This is a genomic window from Xanthobacter aminoxidans, from assembly GCF_023571765.1.
In the GTDB taxonomy this organism is placed as follows: Bacteria; Pseudomonadota; Alphaproteobacteria; order Rhizobiales; family Xanthobacteraceae; genus Xanthobacter; species Xanthobacter aminoxidans.
In genome coordinates, this window is record NZ_JAMJXC010000003.1 from 291663 (window position 1) to 313294 (window position 21632).

The 21632-nt window shown below is 68.4% G+C and carries 24 protein-coding genes; 9 read left to right on the plus strand and 15 right to left on the minus strand.

The window, feature by feature from the left end; genetic code table 11:
* Window positions 1-105: 105 nt before the first annotated feature.
* From EJ105_RS06785 to EJ105_RS06795, 3 genes are all read right to left on the minus strand, one after another.
* Window positions 106-393 carry a helix-turn-helix domain-containing protein gene (locus tag EJ105_RS06785; protein WP_250165729.1) on the minus strand — a complete coding sequence of 96 codons (288 nt, stop codon included), beginning with the start codon at window positions 391-393 and terminating at the stop codon, window positions 106-108.
* A gap of 87 nt (window positions 394-480) precedes the next feature.
* Window positions 481-1188 carry an SDR family NAD(P)-dependent oxidoreductase gene (locus EJ105_RS06790; protein ID WP_250165730.1) on the minus strand — a complete coding sequence of 236 codons (708 nt, stop codon included), beginning with the start codon at window positions 1186-1188 and terminating at the stop codon, window positions 481-483.
* Window positions 1189-1272: 84 nt separating this feature from the next.
* Window positions 1273-1605 carry a monooxygenase system ferredoxin subunit gene (locus EJ105_RS06795; RefSeq protein ID WP_024278800.1) on the minus strand — a complete coding sequence of 111 codons (333 nt, stop codon included), beginning with the start codon at window positions 1603-1605 and terminating at the stop codon, window positions 1273-1275.
* Window positions 1606-1836: 231 nt separating this feature from the next.
* On the opposite strand from EJ105_RS06795, the gene EJ105_RS06800 reads away from it, so the two are divergent.
* From EJ105_RS06800 to folD, 6 genes are all read left to right on the plus strand, one after another.
* Window positions 1837-2655, plus strand: a complete 819-nt coding sequence (locus tag EJ105_RS06800) for an indole-3-glycerol phosphate synthase TrpC (RefSeq protein WP_250165731.1) — start codon at window positions 1837-1839, stop codon at window positions 2653-2655.
* A 142-nt stretch (window positions 2656-2797) separates the two neighbouring features.
* Entirely contained in the window at window positions 2798-3055 is a 258-nt protein-coding gene (locus EJ105_RS06805) for an FmdB family zinc ribbon protein (protein ID WP_394008596.1), read from the plus strand.
* A 152-nt stretch (window positions 3056-3207) separates the two neighbouring features.
* Window positions 3208-4278: a hypothetical protein gene (locus tag EJ105_RS06810; protein ID WP_250165732.1), complete on the plus strand. Its 1071-nt coding sequence runs from the start codon at window positions 3208-3210 to the stop codon at window positions 4276-4278.
* 142 nt (window positions 4279-4420) lie between these two features.
* Window positions 4421-4768, plus strand: a complete 348-nt coding sequence (locus EJ105_RS06815; RefSeq protein ID WP_250165733.1) for an STAS domain-containing protein — start codon at window positions 4421-4423, stop codon at window positions 4766-4768.
* 357 nt (window positions 4769-5125) lie between these two features.
* On the plus strand, window positions 5126-7333 hold the full coding sequence (locus tag EJ105_RS27970) for a putative bifunctional diguanylate cyclase/phosphodiesterase (protein WP_250165734.1): 2208 nt from the start codon (window positions 5126-5128) through the stop codon (window positions 7331-7333).
* A 202-nt stretch (window positions 7334-7535) separates the two neighbouring features.
* Complete coding sequence (gene folD, locus EJ105_RS06825) at window positions 7536-8408, plus strand: bifunctional methylenetetrahydrofolate dehydrogenase/methenyltetrahydrofolate cyclohydrolase FolD (RefSeq protein WP_250165852.1); 873 nt, start codon at window positions 7536-7538, stop codon at window positions 8406-8408.
* Window positions 8409-8466: 58 nt separating this feature from the next.
* Here the strand turns inward: folD and EJ105_RS06830 are convergent, their stop codons facing one another.
* From EJ105_RS06830 to purC, 8 genes are all read right to left on the minus strand, one after another.
* On the minus strand, window positions 8467-8781 hold the full coding sequence (locus EJ105_RS06830; protein ID WP_250165735.1) for a hypothetical protein: 315 nt from the start codon (window positions 8779-8781) through the stop codon (window positions 8467-8469).
* A gap of 43 nt (window positions 8782-8824) precedes the next feature.
* On the minus strand, window positions 8825-9163 hold the full coding sequence (grxD, locus tag EJ105_RS06835) for a Grx4 family monothiol glutaredoxin (protein ID WP_024278808.1): 339 nt from the start codon (window positions 9161-9163) through the stop codon (window positions 8825-8827).
* A gap of 168 nt (window positions 9164-9331) precedes the next feature.
* Window positions 9332-9568 (minus strand): BolA family protein, encoded by a 237-nt coding sequence (locus tag EJ105_RS06840; RefSeq protein WP_024278809.1) that lies wholly within the window; start codon window positions 9566-9568, stop codon window positions 9332-9334.
* Between the two features lie 31 nt (window positions 9569-9599).
* Window positions 9600-11807 carry a phosphoribosylformylglycinamidine synthase subunit PurL gene (purL, locus tag EJ105_RS06845; protein ID WP_029558716.1) on the minus strand — a complete coding sequence of 736 codons (2208 nt, stop codon included), beginning with the start codon at window positions 11805-11807 and terminating at the stop codon, window positions 9600-9602.
* Window positions 11808-11844: 37 nt separating this feature from the next.
* Window positions 11845-12543 (minus strand): phosphoribosylformylglycinamidine synthase subunit PurQ, encoded by a 699-nt coding sequence (gene purQ, locus EJ105_RS06850; protein ID WP_024278811.1) that lies wholly within the window; start codon window positions 12541-12543, stop codon window positions 11845-11847.
* Between the two features lie 6 nt (window positions 12544-12549).
* Window positions 12550-12792, minus strand: coding sequence for a hypothetical protein (locus EJ105_RS06855; RefSeq protein WP_250165736.1), 243 nt, complete (start codon window positions 12790-12792; stop codon window positions 12550-12552).
* Window positions 12793-12853: 61 nt separating this feature from the next.
* On the minus strand, window positions 12854-13096 hold the full coding sequence (gene purS, locus EJ105_RS06860) for a phosphoribosylformylglycinamidine synthase subunit PurS (RefSeq protein WP_024278813.1): 243 nt from the start codon (window positions 13094-13096) through the stop codon (window positions 12854-12856).
* A gap of 166 nt (window positions 13097-13262) precedes the next feature.
* Window positions 13263-14057 (minus strand): phosphoribosylaminoimidazolesuccinocarboxamide synthase, encoded by a 795-nt coding sequence (purC, locus tag EJ105_RS06865; RefSeq protein WP_024278814.1) that lies wholly within the window; start codon window positions 14055-14057, stop codon window positions 13263-13265.
* 355 nt (window positions 14058-14412) lie between these two features.
* Between purC and EJ105_RS06870 the strand changes: the two genes are divergently transcribed.
* Window positions 14413-14736 carry a DUF1476 domain-containing protein gene (locus EJ105_RS06870; protein WP_029558714.1) on the plus strand — a complete coding sequence of 108 codons (324 nt, stop codon included), beginning with the start codon at window positions 14413-14415 and terminating at the stop codon, window positions 14734-14736.
* Between the two features lie 97 nt (window positions 14737-14833).
* Here the strand turns inward: EJ105_RS06870 and rpsD are convergent, their stop codons facing one another.
* Together rpsD and EJ105_RS06880 are read right to left on the minus strand one after the other, a co-directional pair.
* Entirely contained in the window at window positions 14834-15451 is a 618-nt protein-coding gene (gene rpsD, locus EJ105_RS06875) for a 30S ribosomal protein S4 (protein ID WP_024278816.1), read from the minus strand.
* Window positions 15452-15679: 228 nt separating this feature from the next.
* Window positions 15680-16237, minus strand: coding sequence for a manganese efflux pump MntP (locus tag EJ105_RS06880; RefSeq protein WP_029558713.1), 558 nt, complete (start codon window positions 16235-16237; stop codon window positions 15680-15682).
* A gap of 378 nt (window positions 16238-16615) precedes the next feature.
* Here EJ105_RS06880 and EJ105_RS06885 point away from each other — a divergent pair, with 378 nt between their 5' ends.
* Window positions 16616-17323 carry a type 1 glutamine amidotransferase gene (locus EJ105_RS06885; RefSeq protein ID WP_394041632.1) on the plus strand — a complete coding sequence of 236 codons (708 nt, stop codon included), beginning with the start codon at window positions 16616-16618 and terminating at the stop codon, window positions 17321-17323.
* A 207-nt stretch (window positions 17324-17530) separates the two neighbouring features.
* On the opposite strand, the gene rimO is transcribed toward EJ105_RS06885, so the two are convergent.
* Together rimO and tyrS are read right to left on the minus strand one after the other, a co-directional pair.
* The gene (rimO, locus tag EJ105_RS06890) at window positions 17531-18853 is read right to left on the minus strand and encodes a 30S ribosomal protein S12 methylthiotransferase RimO (protein WP_029558711.1); all 1323 of its coding nucleotides are present in this window, start codon (window positions 18851-18853) and stop codon (window positions 17531-17533) included.
* Between the two features lie 192 nt (window positions 18854-19045).
* Window positions 19046-20296, minus strand: a complete 1251-nt coding sequence (gene tyrS, locus EJ105_RS06895; protein ID WP_250165738.1) for a tyrosine--tRNA ligase — start codon at window positions 20294-20296, stop codon at window positions 19046-19048.
* A 102-nt stretch (window positions 20297-20398) separates the two neighbouring features.
* On the opposite strand from tyrS, the gene EJ105_RS06900 reads away from it, so the two are divergent.
* Window positions 20399-21508 (plus strand): anhydro-N-acetylmuramic acid kinase, encoded by a 1110-nt coding sequence (locus EJ105_RS06900; protein WP_250165853.1) that lies wholly within the window; start codon window positions 20399-20401, stop codon window positions 21506-21508.
* The last annotated feature ends 124 nt before the right edge of the window (window positions 21509-21632 follow it).

The following is a 21632-nucleotide window of genomic DNA, read 5'->3' on the forward strand; positions in this document are numbered from 1 at the left end:
CCGGTCAGGACCAGCTGCCGAGATACGCCAGCGTTGCGATGACGAGGATGATCGCCACGATGATCCAGTGGCGGGCGGCGAATTTGTGCAGGATCATGGGGCTCGTCAGTCGTCGTTGGAGGCGTTGAGGTCCTGGGTGCGGATGCCTTCGTCCCTGGGGACGATCTGCACGCCCATGCTGCCGCCGTTCAGGAAGGCGATGCCTTCGGCCTCCAGCGTGGCGCACAGGCGGGTGCGCGTGGAGGAGAGGGCTTCCAGCGTGACGGCATCCTGCTCCACCACTTTCACGGTGTCGGCGGTCACGCCGGTGCGCTCGGCCAGATCCTTGCGCGACCAGCCGAGCAGGGCGCGGCCGGCCTTGATCTGGCGGCCGTTGACCATGGAATGCGGCACGAAATCCTCCCGTCGTTGGGACCGGAAGATGGCATGCCGCCCCGCCCGCCACAATGCACAGGCGGCGGCAGGCTTAACGCGGGCGCCTCAGAACTTCTCCACCCAGGGCCGCATGTCCAGCTCGCAGGTCCAGGCCGAGCGGTGCTGGCGGTGGACGGCAAGATAGGTCTCGGCGATGGCGTCGGGATCGAGCCACTTGTCCGCCGGCCCCGGCTCCCCCGCCGTCGCCCAGGACGAGGCGATGCCGCCGTCGAGGATGAAGTGGGCCACATGGATGCCGCGCGGCCCGAGTTCCCGGGCGAGGCCCTGGGCCAGCGCGCGCAAGGCGAACTTGGCCATGGAGAAGGGCACCGAATGGGGCATGGCCTTCACGCTGGCGGTGGCGCCGGTGAAGAAGAGCGAGCCCTTGCCCCGCGCCAGCATCCGCCGTGCCGCCGCCTGCGCGGTGAGGAAGCCGGCGAAGGCGCCGACGGAATAGGCGTCCATCACGTCGGCCGGGTCCAGCACTTCCACCGGGCCGCGATAGCGCATGGCGGCGTTGAACACGACGAGGTCTGGCGGCCCGAAGGCCTTGTCCACCTCGGCGAACACGCCTTCGATGGCGGCCGCATCCTGGGCATCGGCCGCCCAGGCGCGGGCGCCGGTCTCGGCGATGAGGGGCGCGAGCTTCTCCACGTCGCGCGCCACGAGGGCGATGCGGAAGCCCTCGCGGGCGAGCCGGCGGGCGAGGGAGGCGGACAGCCCCTTGCCTGCGCCGACGATGATGGCGGTCTGGGCGGCGGTCTCATCTGTCACGGGTCGAACTCCGGCTTCGGCCGCACCCCGGCAATGCACCCGGCGCGGCGCCTCGACTGATTATTGGGGCGGGCTGCGGCGCTCTCAGGGCGCGGCGAACAGGGGCTCTATGCCTTCCGTGTCGATGTAGACGACGCCATCTTCCACCTTCACCGGATATTCCGCGAGCGCGCTTTCCTGCGGCTCGACGGGGGCGCCGGAATTCAGGTCCCAGGTCCAGTGATGGAGCGGGCAGGTGAGGACAGTGCCGTCGAACTCGGCCTCGTTGAGCGGCGTGTTCGAATGGGGACAGACGCCCTGGAAGGCGCGGATCTCCCCATTGTCTGGCCAGGCGAGGACGATGAGGTGGCTGTCGGCGATCACCAGCCGCATGCCGCCTTCGGCAACGGTTTCCGCTTTGCAGACGCGCGTGAACATCTTCAAAAACTCGATCGGCTATGAATGGGCGGATCATCGCGCGTTGCGCTGCAAGAGGAAAGAGCCAACCGCGCGGCCGCCTCTGCCGCGGTGCGAAAGCGGCATGGCCAAAGCGCGCGAAATCTGTGAAGCTGTAGGTGCTTATTCATCGGGAGCGTTTTGCTCCGTTCGCGTGCCTGTCTCGTTTCGCCTGCCCCTTTGCCTTTCACCTTTGCCTCTGGACGTTCTTTCATGATCCTGCCCGAAAACAGCCGGCTGAAGCCGTTCCTCCTCCAGCGCCGCGATCAGCTCGCCAAGGCCAAGGCCCGCCGCTCGCTGGGTCAGATCCAGGGCAAGGTGGGCGAGATGCCCATGACGCGCGGCTTCCATGGCGCGCTGGCCGCCGCCTTCCGGGCCACCGGCAAGCCCGGCATCGTCTGTGAATTGAAGGGCGGCTCGCCGTTCGAGCCGGCGCTGAAGACCATGGTGCCCTACAAGGCGCTGGCCGAGGATTTCGAGGCGGTGGGCGCGGCGGCCCTCTCGGTGGCGGTGGAGCGGCAGTCCTTCCGCGGCTCCTATTCGGACCTCGCCACCGTGCGCGGCGCGGTGGACCTCACCATCCTCGCGCAGGACATCATCTACGACGTCTACCAGATCCTGGAGGCGCGCCTCGCCGGGGCGGATGCGGTGGTGCTGTCGGCGGCGCTGCTCGGGCCGGATCTTGCCGCCTATCGCGAGCGCGCATCCTCCATCGCTCTTGACGTGCTGGTTCAGGTGCATACCCCGCAGGACGTGGAGACGGCGCTGGCGGCGGGGGCGGATTTCATCTGCGTCACCAACCGCAACATCCACACCTTCGAACTCGTGCCCGGCACCTGCGAGGCGCTGCTGCCGCTCATTCCGCCGGAGAAGGCGTTCGTGGTGGCAGAAGGTGGCCTCGGTACCGCCGAGGATCGCGCGCGGCTGGGGGCGGCCGGCGCCAAGGCACTCCTCATGGGCACCGCCCTGATGGGGGACGAAGACCCCGCCGGAGTGCTGGAAAAGGTGCTCGGCATCGAGACCGTGGGCTGACGGACGCCTCCCCCTCATCTGGCCCGCTTCCTGCTTGGGAGAGACCGGCGCGCGCTCCGGGCGACGGCGGCAGCGCGGCGCCGCAGCATGTCGGCAGCGGCTTGCGCGTGGTCTTTCAAGGACTTGCGCCGGACGCGCGGACGTGCCCCCGGAACAGGACAGGAGGCTCGGCGTGCCGCTCTACAATTTCCATTGTCCCGATTGCGACAAGGAGTTCGAACTCCTCATCTCGTCGTCCGACACGCCCGTCTGCCCCTCGTGCGGCAGCACCCGCGCGGAGCAGATGGTGTCGCGCATCGCGCCCGACCAGAAGCTGAAGGCGGTGGCCAAGGCGTGGCGCGCGCAAGCGACGAAGGAAGGCCACACCAGCAATTTCGGCAGCGGTGGCCCCAAGCGCTGACGCCGGAGGTCGGAAGGTCGGGCAGGCGATCCCGAAGAGGCGGCCGGGGCACGGTAAATGCTTCAGGCTTCTCCATCTGGATCGTTGGCCGAAACCCGCCGGGATCGAGGGCGGCCGCAAGGCGGTCCATGCTCTCGCCCCGGGTGCCCCCTATGACCCATCAGCCTTCCGCCCAGAAGTTCGCCGCAACGCCATTCGTGCTCGCCCTCGATAGCGACGGCGATTACGTCTCGCCGGCCCATCTGCGGACGCCGTTCCGTTCCTTCCTCGTGAGCTGCGATCGTGGCGTCTACTGGCTCCGCATGCCGGGCGGCGCCGGGAAGACCCAGTTCGTGCGCGGCATCATCGCGCGCCGGATGGGCAAGGACGGCAGCCCGGAGGGGATCGACAGCGCCATCTCCAGCGGTGCCCGCGCCATCGCGGCCGGCCTCACGGCGCCGGCGAGCACCGCCGCGCTCGTGGAGGCCCTGAAGGCCGCCTTCGAGGCCGAGCACGGCGTGCCCGCGCCCGAGGCTTCGGGCGCATCGGAAAGCCCGGAGGCGTTTGCCGGCTGGCTCGCCGCCCTCGCCGTCGTGGCGGCGGGGCAGGGGGCGAAGCGTCTCGTCGTGTGCATCGACGGGATCGAGGAGGCGGACGACCTCACCCTCTCCCTCCTGCCGGGCGCTGCGGCGCTGCCGGGGGGCGTGGTCCTTCTGCTCACGTCCCGCCCCGCCGCGGACTGGCCGGCGGAGCGCTTCACAGCCGCTGCGGAGCGGTTCGGTCCGGTACCGGGTGTGGTGATCCATGAGATCGGCCTCGCCGATGCCGAATACGTGGGCTGGTTGCGCCGCCTGTTCGTGGAGCGGCTCCGGCCGCTGCTGCGGAGCCGGGCGAATGCGCTGCTGCTGTCGTTGATGGAAACCCGCGCCAGCTACGAGCGCGGCGGCCGCGATGCGCGCCTCACGGCCGATCCCGTGCTGCGCGACGGATTGAAGGACGACTGGAAGAAGCTGACCAACAAGTTCCCGCGCTATTCCGGCCAGCAGCTTCCCGTGGAGCCGCTGGCGCCGGTGCTCGATACGTTCGACAAGCTTTGGGTGGACACGCTCGCCAGGAGCGAAGGCCGCGCCGACCGCTTCTTCCTCATGGTGCGCCATCTCGCGGCGGGTGGCCTTGCCGTGGAAGCGGTGTCGGACCTGCCCGAAGGGGAGGCGCTGGACGCCCGCCTTGCCGCCCTCGGCTGACCGCGCGGCAGCCGCCGCCGGGGCGGGAAGCCGGTCCGGGTCGCTGTCACAAAACTGTAAAGACAGGGTGGGAAGAGGAGCCGGATAACCCGGAACCGCATTGGTTCCGGGTGCACGGCCCAGCGAACCACGGCGGACCGCCATGAAACTCGACTCCACTCCGCTCGATTCCGGGCAGATCCTCGTTTCCCTCGCCGGCCGCATGGACATCGCCGGCGCCGCGGAAATCGAGAACACCTTCAGCGCCCTGGTGAGCCACGCTCATGTGGCCCTGGTGGACATGGCGGGCGTGACCTTCCTCGCCTCCATCGGCATCCGGCTGATCCTCGCCAACGCCAAGTCGCTGCACAAGCGCGGCGGCACGCTGGTGCTGTTCAACTGCGATCCGCAGGTGGAGCGCGTGCTTCTCACGACAGGTGTCAACGAACTCACCGAGATCGTCGCCACCCGCGCTGATGCCGACCGCTTCCTGGTGCCCGCGGCCGGCTGAGCGCCGCCGGGGCTTAACCTTGGGGAATACTTCGCCGCCCGGCTGAGACATCATCAGCCGGGCGGCCTTGCTTTGTGCCGCCCGTGCCCGGTGCGTGCAGTGCAAGGTGCTGCACCGCAAGGTGAATGCCTGAGGGGCATGACCGTCCCGCCGGCTGGGGGGCGCCAGTATTCGTGGCGCCGCAACGGAATGACGTCCCCCTGGTTGAGCCCTGATGGTTGCTCGCTCGCCGGTCGGCTGCGCAGATTGGAGAAGGTCGAAACGACCTTGCGCAAGGTGCAAATCTATCGGACATAGAGATAAATCCGGCAGACACCGCCGCATTTTCTGCCGAGCGGCGCCATCTGCGGCTCTGCGGTGGAGCAACGTTTCTGGACCGCGTTCCAGGGAGGCATCGCCATTTCTCGCCCGTCCGGCCGTCACGTCCACCGTTCGCTCCTGGCCGGGCTCGGCGCGCTCGCGCTCCTGGTGGCTGGGCTCGTGGGCGTCTTCGTCTATGCGGGCATGAAGCAGGACGAGAAGGCGGGGATGCGCGAGCGGCTGGCGCTGCTCGCCGCGCTCCACGCCCACGAGGAACTCATCCAGCAGGCCATGTCGACCTCGGAGGACGAGCGGCAGGTGCTCGGCCAGCTCGCCAGCGGCGACATCGCGCGCCTGCACGAGCGCTTCGGGCGGCGGCTGAACGACGGGTTCGGGCTGGAGTTCGTCTACATCATCGATGCCAAGGGGAACCTGCTCTATTCGTCCGAGAACGGGAAGACGGGGGAGCAGAAGGCCTTTGCGTGGATCCGCCCGGCCATCACGCGGGCGCTGGCGGAGGGCCGCGCTGGCCGCGCGGGCCTCGTCGCCAGCAAGGACGGCGCGGGCATCCTCGTGGTGCGCCCCTTCTCGGAGCGTGCGGACGACATCAAGGCCCCGCAGCCGCTGGCGGCGGTGACGGTGGACCTGCTGGACGATTCACTGCTGCAAAGCCTCGCCGCGCCCGCCCATCTGCACGACGTGCAGCTGCGCACCGGCCGTACCGCCACCAACCATCCCGACCGCGTCGGCACGGCGGTCCCCAATCTCTTCGACGGCACCGAGGCGGAACTGGCCTGGCGTGGCGCGCAGCCCGGCCGGAGCCTGCTGCGCAATGCCCTGCCGGCGCTCGCGGTGCTCACCACGCTGCTCTCCGTAACCTTCCTCGTCATGATGTTCCGCGCGCTGCGGGTCGCCGCGGCGCTGGCCGCGAGCGAGGCGCAGGCCCGCGAGATGGCCTCCCGCGACTACCTCACCGGCCTCTTCAACCGCGGCTATTTCATCGAGGCGCTGGAATCCGCCCTTGCCGGCCGCGCTCCCGATGCGCGGCTGGTGCTGCTGTTCATCGACCTCGACGACTTCAAGCTCATCAACGACACGGCCGGCCACGGCGCGGGCGACCTGCTGCTGAAGGCGGTCGCGACCCGCGTTGCCCTGACCATCGGCGATCGCGGCGTGGTGGGGCGGTTCGGCGGGGATGAGTTCGTCGCGTTCTTTCCGGCCGCGAACGCGGGCGAGATCGACGCGCTGCTCGATCGCCTTCAGGCGGCGCTGAGGCCTCCGGTGCCGGACGGGGCGGGCGAACTGCGCGTCTCCGCCTCCATCGGCGTCGCCGAGGCGCCACAGGATGCCGCCACGGCCAGCGATCTCATGCGCCGGGCGGACATCGCCCTCTATCGGGCGAAGGACAGCGGCGGCGATACCCTCTGCCGCTTCGAGACCCAGCTCGAGAGCGAGCGCAACGCCCGCCGCGAGATCGAGACGGCCCTCGGCGGTGCGCTGGAGCGGGGCGAGCTGGTCATCACCTACCAGCCGCAGGTGGACGTGGCGAGCGGGCGCGTGGTCGGCTTCGAGACTCTGCTGCGGTGGGACCACCCCAAGCTCGGCCGCCTGTTGCCGGCCCAGTTCATCGCCATGGCCGAGGAGATGCACATCATCGGCGGGCTCGACCTGTATGGCCTGCGCCGCGCCTGCATGGAGGCCGCGGCGCTGCCGGGCATGTCCATCTCGGTCAACATCGCGCCCTCCACCATGCGGTCGGCGGACTTTGCCCAGCAGATCGGCGCCATCCTCAAGGAGACGGGCTTCGATCCCGCACGGCTGGAGATCGAGGTGCCGGAAACCATCGTGCTCAACAGCTCGGCGGAGCTGAGCCGCACGTTCGAGGCGCTGCGGGAGCAGGGGGTCGGCGTCGCGCTCGACGATTACGGCACCGGCTATGCCTCCCTGCACCATGTCAGCCGTTTTCCCGTCACCCGCATCAAGATCGACCGCTCCTTCATGCTGAAGGCCTGCAGCGATCCGGACGTGGCGGCGGTGATCGAGCACAAGCTCAAGCTCGCCCAGTCGCTGCGCATCAACGTGACGGCGGAAGGGGTGGAGACGCGGGAGCAGCTGCGCTTCCTGCGCGAGATCGGGATGCCGACCGCGCAAGGCTACCTGTTCGCCCCGCCGCTGCCCATTGCCGCCGCCATCGACATGCTGCGCCGGCAGGATGAGGCGCTGCCGGACGGGATGTTGCGGGCCAAGGCGGGCGGCGCGGGGTAGGTCGGGTCTTTCCGACAGATAAGACAATTTTCTTTACAAGAAACATATGCGCGCTGTAAGCACCACAGCTGCGGCGTTCCGGCATGCTTTTGCTCTTGCCTCAGCCGCCCCGCCTGCCGACAAGGACGGGGAATTGCCGAACAGCGAGCGGAGCCGCGCCGCCCAGCGCCGGGCTCCCGATGATTTCTGGGGGTGCTTCGTGATCGAGACCAAACCCATCGACGGCAAGGCCTTCGCGGCCGGCCTGCGCGCCCGCATCGCCGAGGAGGTTGCCGGCCTCAAGGCCAGCGCCGGCCTCACCCCCGGCCTCGCCGTGGTTCTGGTGGGCGAGGACCCCGCCAGCCAGGTCTATGTGCGCAACAAGGCGGCCCAGACGGCCGAGGCCGGCATGGCCTCCTTCGAGTACAAGCTCGCCGCCGACACCCCTGAGGCGGACGTTCTCGCTCTGGTGGCGAAGCTGAACGCCGATCCTGCCGTGCATGGCATCCTCGTCCAGCTGCCGCTGCCGGCGCAGATCGACGCCAACAAGGTCATCGCCGCCATCGATCCCGCCAAGGACGTGGACGGCTTCCATGTGGTGAATGCCGGCCGCCTCGCGGTGGGCCTCGACGCGCTAGTGCCCTGCACGCCACTCGGCTGCATCATGCTGCTCAAGCACCACCTCGGCAGCCTCGCCGGGCTCAAGGCGGTGGTGGTCGGCCGCTCGAACATCGTCGGCAAGCCGGCGGCGCAGCTGCTGCTGAAGGAAGACTGCACCGTCACCGTCGCCCATTCCCGCACCCGCGACCTGCCGGGGGAATGCCGCACGGCGGACATCCTGGTGGCGGCGGTGGGCCGGCCGGAAATGGTGCGGGGCGACTGGATCAAGCCCGGCGCCACAGTGATCGACGTGGGCATCAACCGGGTGCCGAAGGACGACGGCAAGACCCGCCTCGTGGGCGACGTGGCCTATGCGGAAGCGCAGGGCATCGCCGGCCTCATCACCCCGGTTCCGGGCGGTGTCGGACCCATGACCATCGCCTGCCTGCTGCAGAACACGCTGACGGCGGCCAAGCGGCAGAAGGGCCTCGCCTGAGCGTCACAAACAAAAGCCGGCGGCGTCGTGCCGCCGGCTTTTGGCCGGGCAAGGTGATTTAGAGCAGCCCGAAGGCCAGGGCGGCGAGTGCCGCGAGCGGCGGAAGCCATGCGAGCGCAACGCCCACATCGGGCCGGCCGCGCCGCCAGAACCAGAGACCGAGCGCAGGCGGAACGACGAAGGTCGCCACCGCGCCGGCCCATCCCATCACGGCGTGGAACTCGCCGCGCGCACCTTCCGGACCGCCGAAGACGAAGCCGGAAATGGCGATGAGCAGGATGACCACGCCGGCATCCGCCAGCAGTCCGAAGGCCATGGCGACCTTGAGCCCCCAGCCCGCCGCTTGCGGCGGCGGGGATGGGGTGGGCGGCACGGCCGCCTCAGGTGCCGATGGCGGTGCGCTCACGCGGCCAGAATCAGCCGATGGCGCGGTCGCGGATGGCGACGCCCTTCTCTTCCAGCAGGGGGATCAGCTCGCCCGACTGGAACATCTCGCGGACGATGTCGCAGCCGCCCACGAACTCGCCCTTGATGTAGAGCTGGGGAATGGTCGGCCAGTTGGCGTAGTCCTTGATGCCCTGGCGGATCATGTCGTTCTCAAGCACGTTCACGCCCTTGAAGGGGACGCCCACGTGGTCGAGAATCTGCACCACCTGGCCGGAGAAGCCGCACTGCGGGAACTGCGGCGTGCCCTTCATGAACAGCACCACATCGCCGGACTTCACGATGGCGTCGATATCGTCACGAATGCCCATGGTCTCAAATCCAATGTCTGCGGCCAGAACAGCGGCCTTCCGCCCATAAAGATCGGCCCAAGCGGCCCAAAGCGCAAGGGCACCGGGGGCGACACGCTTGCACAGGCGCGTGTTGGGACGCCGCAATGGTGCGGCGCACGCGAGGCGCGGGGAGGGGAGGAGGCCCGCCTATTCGGCGGGCGCGGAGGTCTGCAGGGCGAGCGCGTGCAGCACGCCGCCCATGTTCCCCTTGAGGGCGGCATAGACCATCTGGTGCTGCTGCACCCGGCTCTTGCCGCGGAACGAGGCCGAGACGATGCGGGCGGCGTAGTGGTCGCCATCCCCGGCCAGATCCTCGATCACCACGGTCGCGTCGGGCAGCGCATCCTTGATGAGCTGCTCGATGTCGCGTGCATTCATGGGCATGGTCGAAACGTCCTTGCTGTGCACGAAAGCGTCAGGACGAGGCGCCCATATAGATGGGCAGCCACGTCTCGTGCCGATCCTTCAGCGATTCCACGACTATCGAGCGGTCGTCCGGAACGATCAAGCGGTCGCCGCCGGTCTTGCCGATCTTCATGATCGGCACGCCGGCCATCTCCGCCTTGTGGATCACCTCGGCGCCCTGGCCGGACGCGACAGTGACCACGTAGCGCGCCTGATCCTCGCCGAACCACCACGCATAGGGGTCCATGCCATCCGGCGCATCTTCCAGCGAGACGCCGATGCCGCTGGCCATGGCCATTTCGGCCAGCGCGACCAGCAGGCCGCCGTCGGAGACGTCATGCACGGCGGTGGCGACGCCATCGCGGATGAGGTTGCGCACGAAGTCGCCGTTGCGCTTCTCGGCGATGAGATCGACTGGGGGCGGGGCCCCTTCCTCGCGCTCGCACACGGTGGCGAGGAAAGCGGAGGCGCCCAGCCAGCCCTTGGTCTTGCCGATGAGCAGCACCGGCTCGCCCGCCGCCTTGAAGTTCAAGGTCATGGTCTGGTCGAGATCCTCGATCAGGCCGACGCCGCCGATGGTCGGGGTGGGCAGGATCGCCTTGCCGTTGGTCTCGTTGTAGAGGCTGACGTTGCCGGAGACGACCGGGAAGTCCAGCGCCTCGCAGGCCGCGCCGATGCCTTTCACGCAGGCCACGAACTGGCCCATGATCTCCGGCTTCTCGGGATTGCCGAAGTTCAGATTGTCGGTGACGGCGATGGGGGTGGCGCCCACGGCGGTCAGGTTGCGCCACGCCTCGGCCACCGCCTGCTTGCCGCCCTCGAAGGGGCCGGCCTCGCAATAGCGGGGCGTCACGTCGGTGGTCATGGCGAGGGCCTTCGGCCCGTCATTCACGCGCACCACGGCGGCATCGCCGCCCGGGCGCTGCACGGTGTTGCCAAGGATGAGGTGGTCGTACTGCTCCCACACCCAGCGCTTGGAGCACAGGTCCGGCGATGCGATGAGCCGCTCCAGCGCGTCCGCCACCGAGGCGGTGGTGCGCACGTCCGAAGGCAGGATCTCGGGGCGCGGGGCCGGCTCCTCATACGGGCGGCGGTATTCCGGCGCCTCGTCGCCCAGCTCCTTGATGGGGAGGTCGGCTTCCACGAGGCCCTTGTGCTTCACCACGAAGCGCAGGGTGTCGGTGGTGTGGCCGACGATGGCGAAGTCGAGGCCCCATTTCTTGAAGATGGCCTCGGCCTCGGCTTCCTTGCCGTCGGCGATCACCATGAGCATGCGCTCCTGGCTCTCCGACAGCATCATCTCGTAGGCCGTCATGCCGGTTTCGCGGCAGGGCACGGCGTCGAGGTTCAGCTCCACGCCCAGGTCGCCCTTGGCGCCCATCTCCACGGCGGAGCAGGTGAGGCCGGCGGCGCCCATGTCCTGGATCGCCACCACGCAGCCCGCCTGCATGATCTCGAGGCAGGCTTCCAGCAGCAGCTTCTCGGCGAAGGGGTCGCCCACCTGCACGGTCGGGCGCTTCTCCTCGGCGTCGGCGCCGAACTCGGCCGAGGCCATGGTGGCGCCGTGGATGCCATCGCGGCCGGTCTTGGAGCCGAGATAGACGATGGCCCGGCCGACGCCGGTGGCCGCCGCGTAGAAGATCTCGTCCGTCTTCGCGAGGCCGACGGCCATGGCGTTGACGAGGATGTTGCCGTTGTAGCGCTTGTGGAAGCCCACCGAGCCGCCCACCGTGGGCACGCCGAAGGAATTGCCATAGCCGCCGATGCCGGCCACCACGCCGGCCAGCAGGCGGCGGGTCTTCAGATTGTGGCAGTCGCCGAAACGCAGGGCATTGAGCGCCGCGATGGGCCGCGCGCCCATGGTGAACACGTCGCGCAGGATGCCGCCCACGCCCGTCCCCGCGCCCTGATAGGGCTCGATGAAGGAGGGGTGGTTGTGGCTCTCCATCTTGAACACGACGGCGAGGCCGTCGCCGATGTCCACCACGCCGGCATTCTCGCCCGGCCCCTGGATGACGCGCTTGCCGGTGGTGGGCAGGGTGCGCAGCCAGACCTTGGAGGACTTGTACGAGCAGTGCTCGTTCCACATGGCGGAGACGATGCCGAGCTCCGTGATGGTCGGCTCACGGCCGATCAGCTTCACGAAGTGATCGTACTCCTCCGGCTTCAGACCGTGCTCGGCGACGAGTTCCGGTGTGATGCGGGGGGTGTTGGGAATGAGGTTCACGGGCGTCGATCCGAATTGAGGCCGCGGCTCACGCCGCCTTGAGGGCGCCGGCGAGGCTCTCGAAGAGGCCGCGTCCGTCGGTGGGGCCGATCTCCGGCTCGATGTAGTTTTCCGGGTGGGGCATCATGCCGAGCACGTTGAACTTCTCGGAATAGATGCCGGCGATCCCGTTGATGGCGCCGTTGGGGCCGTCAGTCTCGTCGATCCGGCTGTCGGGCCGGGCGTAGCGGAAGGCGACGCGGCCTTCGCCCTCGATGCGGGCGATGGTGGCTTCGTCGGCGGTATAATTGCCTTCGCCGTGGGCCACCGGAATGCGGATCAGCTCGCCCTTGCGATAGGCCTTGGTGAAGGGGGTGTCGGCCCGCTCCACGCGCAGCAGCACCTCGCGGCAGACGAAGCGCAGGCGCGCGTTGCGCACCAGCACGCCGGGCAGCAGCCCCGCCTCGCACAGGATCTGGAAGCCGTTGCAGATGCCGAGCACCAGACCGCCGCGGGCGGCATGGGCGCGCACGGCCTCCATGATGTTCGCCCGCGCGGCGATGGCGCCGCAACGCAGGTAGTCGCCATAGGAGAAGCCACCGGGCAGGACCACGAGGTCGGTGCCCTTGGGCAGCTCGTGCTCGGCGTGCCAGACCACCTGGGGCTTGGCGCCGGAGACGAGCCGCAGCGCGCGCACGGCGTCCTGCTCACGATTGGAGCCGGGGAAGAGGATGACGGCTGGTTTCATGATCTCTCAGTGGATGCCGACGAGGCCGAGCCTGCGTTCGATGCGAGCGAGCCGCGCGTCACGGCCCGCGTGCATGCCGTATATGGTGTTCATGTCCTGCCCGAAGGCCTGTCGGGGATCGCGCCGGGCGATCACCTCTTCGCGAGCCTCAAGCCCCTTCTGAGCCTCAAGCCCCCGCGCGCCGAGGGCCGCGCCCTGCGGGATCGACTTCGGAACCTCGATGAGAAGCTCGTTGGTGATCTCGGCCATCATGCCCTCTCGGCGGCCTTGCTCCCTGAAGCGGCCGCCAGACTATAACATCCTTCGCACGTCACTCGGCGAATTCGACCTTGTAGGTCTCGATCACGGTGTTGGCGAGGAGCTTGTCGCAGGCTTCCTTGAGGGCGCCCTCGGCGGCGGCGCGGTCGTTGCCGGCCAGCTCCACGTCGAACACCTTCCCCTGCCGCACGCTCTGCACGCCGGCCACACCCAGCGACCGCAGCGCGCCTTCGATGGCCTTGCCCTGCGGGTCGAGCACCGCCGACTTGAGGGTGACGATCACTCGGGCCTTCATGGAAACCTCGCCTTCATGGCACGCGCTTGCGCCCGCGCTGTTGCTTGCCCGCCGCCGGGCACCGCCTGGCCCACACAGGGCCCGGCAACGCAAAACGGGGGCCGATCCGGCCCCCGCCTAGCACTTTTCGGGTATGGGAAACAACGCCCCCACCCGAATTGACATGTCACTTCACGAGGACGGGGCCCTTGCCCTGCGTCGGATCGTTCTCCATCAGGATTCCGAGCCGGCGCGCAACCTCGGTGTAGGCCTCCACGAGGCCGCCCATGTCGCGGCGGAAGCGGTCCTTGTCCATCTTGTCGTTGGACTTGATGTCCCAGAGCCGGCACGAATCGGGGCTGATCTCGTCAGCGACCACGATCCGCATCATGTCGTTCTCCCACAGGCGGCCGCATTCCATCTTGAAGTCGATGAGGCGGATGCCGGCACCGAGGAAGAGGCCGGACAGGAAGTCGTTGACGCGGATCGCGAGCGCGATGATGTCGTCGATTTCCTGGGTCGTGGCCCAGCCGAACGCGGTGATGTGCTCTTCCGACACCATCGGGTCGTTGAGCGCGTCGTTCTTGTAATAGAACTCGATGATCGAGCGGGGCAGCTGGGTGCCCTCCTCGATCCCGAGGCGGGTCGAGATGGAGCCGGCGGCGACGTTGCGCACCACGATCTCGAGGGGGATGATCTCCACTTCCCGGATGAGCTGCTCGCGCATGTTCAAGCGCCGGATGAAGTGGGTCGGCACCCCGATGTCGTTCAGCCGGGAGAAGATGTACTCCGAAATCCGGTTGTTCAGCACACCTTTGCCGTCGATGACATCGTGCTTCTTCGCATTGAAGGCCGTGGCATCGTCCTTGAAGTGCTGAATGAGTGTGCCGGGCTCGGGTCCTTCATAGAGGACTTTCGCCTTGCCTTCGTAGATTCGGCGGCGGCGGCTCATGGGAATATACCGCTGATTGAGGAAATCCATGGGTTTGCCAAGGCTCCGTTCGGGTGACGCTCCTCGGCTGGACCGGGGATGTCTGTTTCAAGGACATCCCAAGCCCGATCGGACACTAGCCGATTGGACGGCTGGATACAACGCGCGTCCCGATGCGCCCACCTGTGCCATCCCCTTGAAGAGGCCGGGCGGCCATCAGGTCGCATGGCCGGGAGGGGGCACGGCGCCTCACTGCCGTTGATCTAATATGAGGCGGGGGATATTCAAGGCGCGCGTGCGGACGATGGCTGCCCTTGCGTGAGTGCAGCGGCAACCCAAATCAGCCATATCCGCGCAAACAGATCAGGCCGGCCGCCGGCCGCCCATTCGCAGGAAGAGGGGTGCCATGACCACGTTCGACAAGCGCGAGGAAGGTTTCGAAAAGGCTTTCGCGCTCGACGAGGAGACGCGGTTCCGGGCGCTCGCCCGCCGGAACAAGAAGCTCGGCCTGTGGGCCGCCGAGAAGCTCGGTCTCGCCGGCGAGGAGGCTCTTGCCTACGCCAAGTCCGTCGTCGAGGCCGACCTGCAGGAAGCCGGTGACGAGGACGTGTTCCGCAAGCTGCGCGCCGACTTCGACGCCAAGCAGGTGGACGTCTCCGACCACCAGATCCGCCGCAACATGGACGAGTTCCTCGCCGCCGCCGCGGCTGAGGTGAAGTCCGGCAGCTGAGCCCTCACAGGGTCTCCCGCCGCGTCCCGCGACGCGGCGGGCCAAACAAAAAGGCCGCCCACTGGGCGGCCTTTTCTTTTTCGGGTCCCGCGCCGGATCAGCGCGAGTAGAACTCGACCACGAGGTTCGGTTCCATCTGAACCGGGTAGGGCACCTCGTTCAGCTCCGGGATGCGGGCGAAGCGCGCGGTGAGCTTGTGGGTGTCGAGCTCGATGTAGTCGGGCACGTCACGCTCGGCGAGCTGCTGCGCCTCGATCACGATGGCGAGCTGGCGGGAGGCTTCCTTCACCTCGATCACGTCATCCACCTTGACGAGGTAGGACGGGATGTTCACGCGCTTGCCGTTCACCTTCACGTGGCCGTGGGAGACGAACTGGCGGGCGGCGAAGATGGTGGGCACGAACTTGGCGCGATAGACCACCGCGTCCAGGCGGCGCTCCAGCAGGCCGATGAGGTTGGCGCCGGTGTCGCCCTTGAGGCGCGAGGCCTCGACGTACACCTTGTGGAACTGCTTCTCGCCGATGGAGCCGTAATAGCCCTTCAGCTTCTGCTTGGCGCGCAGCTGCACGCCGAAGTCGGACAGCTTGCCCTTGCGGCGCTGGCCGTGCTGGCCGGGACCGTACTCACGACGGTTGACCGGGCTCTTGGGGCGGCCCCAGATGTTCTCGCCCATACGGCGATCGATCTTGTGCTTGGCCGCAATGCGCTTGCTCATGTAACGCGAATCCCTGTTGGTTCGTTCGGGTTTGGATCGCGCCCCTCCTCTGCGAAATGGCTTGGGAACCAAGAGGTTCCGGACCGTTTCGCCGACAGGCTCGCCCGGCGCGCTGCCTTGCGAAGCCACGGGTGCGTGAAACGCCAAGCGGGCCACTTCCGGCCCGCGAGGTGGCGGGTTCTTAGTCGCGAAAGCGTGTCGAGTCAACGCCGGGGGCGCTTTTCGCCCTCAGGCGGAGAGGTGCTCGACGAGAATCGTCGCGCCGAGGGCGACCAGGGCGAGGCCCGCGACCACCTCCGCCACCCGCCCGAGACGCTCGCCCACGAGGCGCCCGATCAGCATGCCGCCCGACGACATGATGAAGGTGGTGAGGCCGATGGCGGCGGCGGTGATCCAGATGTTCACATCGAGGAAGGCGAGCGAGACGCCCACCGCCATGGCATCGATGCTGGTGCCGAAGGCCGTGGCCAGCAGCACTGGCAGAGAGCGCCCGCGCGGCGCCGCCTCGTCCCGCGTGGAGAAGGCGGAGGCCAGCATGTGCAGGCCGACGCCGCCGAGCAATGCGAAGGCGATCCAGTGATCCACCGCCTCCACATAGCTGCTGGCGGCAAGCCCGGCCGCCCAGCCGATCACCGGCGTGGCAGCCTCGACGAGGCCGAACACCATGCCGGTGCGCAGGGCCTCGGCGAATCGCGGGCGTCCCATGGCGGCGCCGCGGCCGACGCTGACGGCGAAGGCATCGACGGACATGCTCAGGGCGAGCACGAGGATCGTGGCGGGTGACATGGATATATCCAGCGGAAGGGGAGGCTTGGGAACCCTGGCGCATCCGGCCCGTCCGCGCGCGAACCGGTGCGTCACGGTCTCGCCGGGCCGAAAACTTCGGCTGGCCGCGCCATGCGCACTCTCGCGCAAGCCTGTTGGCACGACCCCGCCCCGGTGCATCTCCCAGGCGGTGGCTACTCCCCGATCGCGCCTCTGATAGCGGCTTCGCAGGAGCGCGGTAAACCCGCGGGCCGAACTCTTTAGCGCAACTAACTCGCAATCGCGATTTGCCTGGGGGGGAAAACCTGTTGCCGGGCCGTGGCGCGGCTGGTCTTATCAGGGCACCAGCCACCGCACGCGCGATCATCGCCACAGCCGCGTCGTCCATGGAGAATGTCCGTGAAAGTCCTGGTCTTCCAGCACGTCGCCTGCGAGCACCCCGGCCGCTTCCGCGACTTCATGCGCGCCGATGGCGTCCAATGGGATGCCGTGGAGCTGGATGAGGGCGAGACCATCCCGGCCTTCGACGACTACGCCGCCCTGATGGTGTTCGGCGGCCCCATGGATGTGTGGCAGGAGGAGGAACTGCCCTGGCTCGTCGCCGAGAAGGCGGCGATCCGCGATTGGATGGCCACCGGAAAGCCCTATCTCGGCGTCTGCCTCGGCCACCAGCTCCTCGCCGATGCGCTCGGTGGCAAGGTCGGCCTCATGCCTCGGCCGGAAGTGGGCGTCACCGAAGTGTCGCTGACGGCGGCCGGGCGCGAATCCCCCCTGTTCAAGGGGCTCGCCCCCACCTTCCCGACCCTTCAGTGGCACGGCGCCGCCGTGCTCGCCCTGCCGCCGGGCGGGGTAGTGCTCGCCGAGAACGAGCATTGCGCCATTCAAGCGCTGCAGGTGGGGGAAAGGGCGTTCGGCATCCAGTATCATGTGGAGCTGACCGACGCGACGGTGCCCGAATGGGGCGTGATTCCCGAATACCGCTGCGCGCTGGAGGCCATCACCGGAGCCGGAGGGCAGGCGCTGCTGGAGGCCGCGACCAAGGAGCGGATGCCGGTTTTCGCGCAAGCGGCGGAGCGGCTCTACCGGAACTTCAAGGCGACGTGGTGAGTGGCGAACTCACTCCCTCTCCCCCTCGCGGGAGAGGGTAGACCGCGGCTTAATACCGTCATCGCCCGGCTCGTCCGGGCGATCCACGGTTGGGCCGGGTCGGTTCTTCGGGCAGCGCGCAAGCGAATGGGTAGATCGCCCGGACGAGCCGGGCGATGACGTGCGTATGGGGGAGAGGCTTGGCCGCCGTGTGCGCGCAGGCTGCGCTCAGAACCCCACGGCCGTGCCGGTGAGGTCGTAAGGCCCGGCGGCCTCGATCTTCACCGTGGCGATCTCGCCCACCCGCAGCGGGCGGCGGGAGAAGACCTTCACCGTGCCGTCGATCTCCGGTGCATCGCCCTTGGTGCGGCCGATGGCGCCTTCGGGCGACACGGAGTCGATGATGACCTGCTGGCGGGTGCCGACCTTCTTCTTCAGCCGGCGGGCCGAGACCTTCTGCTGGGTGCGCATGAAGCGGTCGTAGCGGTCCTGCTTCACCTCGTCCGGCACCGGATCGGGCAGGGCATTGGCATCGGCGCCGCGCACGGGCTCGAACTTGAAGGCGCCCGCGCGGTCGATCTCGGCCTCTTCCATGAAGGCCAGAAGCTCCTCGAACTCCGCCTCCGTCTCGCCGGGGAAGCCGACGATGAAGGTGGAGCGGAGCGTCAGGTCCGGCACCGCCGCCCGCCACGCCTGGATGCGGGCGAGGGTCTTTTCCTGCGAGGCCGGTCGCTTCATACGGCGCAGCACGGTGGGGCTCGCATGCTGGAAGGGAATGTCGAGATAGGGCAGCACCTTGCCGGCGGCCATCAGCTCCATCACCGCATCCACATGCGGGTAGGGATAGACATAATGCAGGCGCACCCAGGCGCCGAGGTCACCCAGCGCGGACGCGAGGTCGAGGAAGCGGGTCGCCACTTCCTTGTCGCCCCACTGGCTCGGCGCATAGCGCAGGTCCACGCCATAGGCGGAGGTGTCTTGCGAGATGACGAGCAGTTCCTTCACCCCCGCCTTCACCAGCTTCTCGGCCTCGCGCAGCACGTCGGCGGCCGGGCGGGAGACGAGGTCGCCGCGCAGCTTGGGGATGATGCAGAAGGTGCAGCGGTTGGAGCAGCCTTCGGAGATCTTGAGATAGGCATAGTGCCGGGGCGTGAGCTTCACGCCCTGCTCGGGCACGAGATCGAGGAAGGGATCGTGCTGCGGCGGCACCGCCTCGTGGACCGCGGCGAGCACGCTCTCGTACTGCTGCGGGCCGGTGATGGCGAGGACGCTGGGATGCACCTCGCGGATCTGCTCCGGCTCGGCGCCCATGCAGCCGGTGACGACGACCTTGCCGTTTTCCGCCAGCGCCTCGCCGATGGCGGACAGGCTCTCGGCCTTGGCGCTGTCCAGGAAGCCGCAGGTGTTGACGATGACGAGGTCCGCGCCCTGATGGGTCTTCGTCAGCTCGTAGCCCTCGGCGCGCAGGCGCGTGACGATGCGCTCACTGTCCACCAGCGCCTTCGGGCAGCCGAGGGAGACGAAGGAGATGCGCGGCGCGGGCTCGGCCATGGGGAGGCGGGTTCTTTCTGAAGCATTTTCCAGCGAAGGGGGTACCGGTTCGCGTGACGAAAATGCGTTGAAACAGGTGGCTGTGCGAAGGGCGTGCGCTTACGGCAGCGCGACGGGGCCGTCAACGCCGGGTCTTTGGCGGGCCTTTGTGGCCGAAGGAGGGAGGAGGGGGCCGGACGCCGACCCAGCGCCTCACACCGGCTTCAGCAGCACGTGCTTCTTCTTGCCCATGGAGAGCTTCACGACGCCCTCGGGGGTGAGCGCGGCAAGGTCGATCACCGCCTTCTCGTCGGTCACAACGGCGTCGTTCACGCGCAAGCCACCGCCCTTGATCTGGCGGCGCGCCTCGCTGGTGGAGACGACGAGGCCGGCCTCCACGAAGGCGTTGGCGACGGCAAGGCCCGCCTCCAGCTTCGCCCGCGGCAGCTCCACGGTCGGCAGGTCCACGGCCAGCGCGCCCTGCTCGAAGGTGGTGCGGGCGGTCTCCTTGGCCTTCTCGGCGGCCTCGCGGCCGTGCAGGAGCGCGGTCGCCTCGGTGGCGAGCACCTCCTTGGCGATGTTGATCTCCTGGCCTTGAAGCGTGGCGAGGCGGGCGATTTCGTCCAGCGGCAGCTCGGTGAAGAGCTTGAGGAACCGCTCCACGTCCGCATCGCCGGCATTGCGCCAGTACTGCCAGTATTCGTAGGGGCTCAGAAGGTCGGCATCGAGCCACACGGCGCCGCCGGCGGTCTTGCCCATCTTGGCGCCGGAGGAGGTGGTGAGCAGCGGGGTCGTCAGCGCGAAGAGGTCGGCGCCGTGCATGCGGCGGCCCAGCTCCATGCCGTTGACGATGTTGCCCCACTGGTCGGAGCCGCCCATCTGCAGCATGCAGCCGTGGCGCCGGTTCAGCTCCACGAAGTCATAGGCCTGCAGGATCATGTAGTTGAATTCGAGGAAGGTGAGCGGCTGCTCGCGCTCCAGGCGCAGCTTCACCGAATCGAAGGTCAGCATGCGGTTGATGGTGAAATGCGGCCCCACCTCGCGCAGGAGGGGGATGTATTTCAGCTCGTCCAGCCAGCCCGCATTGTTCTCCATGATGGCGCCCCCGTCGAAATCGAGGAAGCGCGCGAAGACCTTGCGGATAGAGGCGATGTTGGCGTTGATCTGCTCATCGGTGAGCATCTGGCGCTGTGTGTCCTTGCCGGACGGGTCGCCGATCTTGGTGGTGCCGCCGCCCATGAGCGCGATCGGCCGGTGGCCGGTGCGCTGGAGGGTGCGCAGCATCATGATGGAGAGCAGGTGCCCCGCATGCAGGCTCGATGCGGTAGCGTCGAAGCCGATATAGGCGGTGATGGGCCCTTCCGCGGCCTTGGCATCGAGGCGCTCGAGGTCCGAGCACTGGTGGATATAGCCGCGCTCGGAGAGCGTGCGCAGGAAGTCGGAGCGGAAGGAAGGAGAAGTCATCACACAGATCGAGGCTTGAGGCGGGCGCTCACGCGCCGGAAAGGAGCGGTGGTGTATCAGGTCCGGCGCAAGAATGCATGTGCGTGAGGCGAGGGGGTGGATATGCGTGTCGTCGGGCTGATGAGCGGCACCTCCATGGACGGCATCGATGCCGCCTTGATCGAGACCGATGGCGAGAGTGTCGCCTGGCTCGGCTCCGCGCTCACCCGCTCCATCGACGCCAAAACCCGCGCGCTCCTCGTCACCGCCATGGAAGATGCGCGCGGCGTGAACCATCGCGATGACCGGCCCGGCGCGCTGGCGGAAGCCGAGCGCCGCATCACCGATCTTCATGCCGAAGCCGTGCGGGCGCTGCTGGAGCCGCTGCGGCTCACCCCCGGCGACATCGACCTCGTGGGCTTCCACGGCCAGACGGTCATCCACCGGCCCGATGCGCGCCTCACCGTCCAGGTCGGCGAGGGGCAGCGCCTCGCCTCGGCGCTGGGCATCCCGGTGGTGGCGGATTTCCGCGCGGCGGATGTGGCGGCGGGCGGGCAGGGGGCGCCGCTGGTGCCGGTGTTCCATCAGGCACTGGTGCGGCGGCTCACCTTGCCGCAGCCGGTGGCGGTGCTGAATGTGGGCGGGGTCGCCAATGTCACGGTCATTGATGGGGATGCCCCGCCCATCGCCTGCGACACCGGGCCGGGCAATGCCCTGATCGACGATTTCCTGAAGGAGCGCACCGGCGTTCCCTTCGACGCAGACGGCCGCGCGGCCGCCGCCGGACGGGTAGACGAGGAGCGAGTCGCGGCGGTGCTGGCCGACCCCTTCTTCCAACTGCCGCCCCCCAAGTCGCTGGATCGCAACGCCTTTCGGCGGGCGGCCACGGAGCGGATGGGGCTGGCGGGTCTGTCTCTGGAGGATGGCGCGGCGACGCTGACGGCGCTCACGGCGGCGACGGTCGCGGCCATCGTTCCGTTCCTGCCCTGGCCTCCGGCGGTATGGATCGTCGCGGGGGGCGGTGCGCGCAATCCGACTTTGCTCGCCATGTTGGCGGAGAGTCTCGGGGCGGAGGTCCGCACGGCCGATCGAGTGGGGTGGTCCGGCGATGCGCTGGAGGCCCACGCCTTCGGCTATCTCGCCGCGCGCTCGCTGCGGGGCCTGCCGCTGACGTTTCCGACCACCACCGGGGTGGCGGCGCCGATGACGGGCGGGGTGCTGTTCCGGCCGTGAGGGGCCTGTGCCTCCCCTCTCCCCTCGCGGGAGAGGGGTTGGGGGTGAGGGGGCTGGTCGGGGTTCGCCAACCAACAGGCCGGACAAAAGGCGCGATACCCCTCACCCCAGCCCTCTCCCGCAA

Coding starts and splice junctions, on each gene's coding strand:
- EJ105_RS06795 (WP_024278800.1), bottom strand. CDS start 1,605: ATGTTCACGCGCGTCTGCAAAGCGGAAACCGTTGCCGAAGGCGGCATG.
- EJ105_RS06800 (WP_250165731.1), top strand. CDS start 1,837: ATGATCCTGCCCGAAAACAGCCGGCTGAAGCCGTTCCTCCTCCAGCGC.
- EJ105_RS06810 (WP_250165732.1), top strand. CDS start 3,208: ATGACCCATCAGCCTTCCGCCCAGAAGTTCGCCGCAACGCCATTCGTG.
- EJ105_RS06815 (WP_250165733.1), top strand. CDS start 4,421: ATGAAACTCGACTCCACTCCGCTCGATTCCGGGCAGATCCTCGTTTCC.
- grxD (WP_024278808.1), bottom strand. CDS start 9,163: ATGGGCATTCGTGACGATATCGACGCCATCGTGAAGTCCGGCGATGTG.
- EJ105_RS06840 (WP_024278809.1), bottom strand. CDS start 9,568: ATGCCCATGAATGCACGCGACATCGAGCAGCTCATCAAGGATGCGCTG.
- purQ (WP_024278811.1), bottom strand. CDS start 12,543: ATGAAACCAGCCGTCATCCTCTTCCCCGGCTCCAATCGTGAGCAGGAC.
- EJ105_RS06855 (WP_250165736.1), bottom strand. CDS start 12,792: ATGGCCGAGATCACCAACGAGCTTCTCATCGAGGTTCCGAAGTCGATC.
- purS (WP_024278813.1), bottom strand. CDS start 13,096: ATGAAGGCCCGAGTGATCGTCACCCTCAAGTCGGCGGTGCTCGACCCG.
- purC (WP_024278814.1), bottom strand. CDS start 14,057: ATGGATTTCCTCAATCAGCGGTATATTCCCATGAGCCGCCGCCGCCGA.
- EJ105_RS06870 (WP_029558714.1), top strand. CDS start 14,413: ATGACCACGTTCGACAAGCGCGAGGAAGGTTTCGAAAAGGCTTTCGCG.
- rpsD (WP_024278816.1), bottom strand. CDS start 15,451: ATGAGCAAGCGCATTGCGGCCAAGCACAAGATCGATCGCCGTATGGGC.
- EJ105_RS06880 (WP_029558713.1), bottom strand. CDS start 16,237: ATGTCACCCGCCACGATCCTCGTGCTCGCCCTGAGCATGTCCGTCGAT.
- rimO (WP_029558711.1), bottom strand. CDS start 18,853: ATGGCCGAGCCCGCGCCGCGCATCTCCTTCGTCTCCCTCGGCTGCCCG.
- tyrS (WP_250165738.1), bottom strand. CDS start 20,296: ATGACTTCTCCTTCCTTCCGCTCCGACTTCCTGCGCACGCTCTCCGAG.
- EJ105_RS06900 (WP_250165853.1), top strand. CDS start 20,399: ATGCGTGTCGTCGGGCTGATGAGCGGCACCTCCATGGACGGCATCGAT.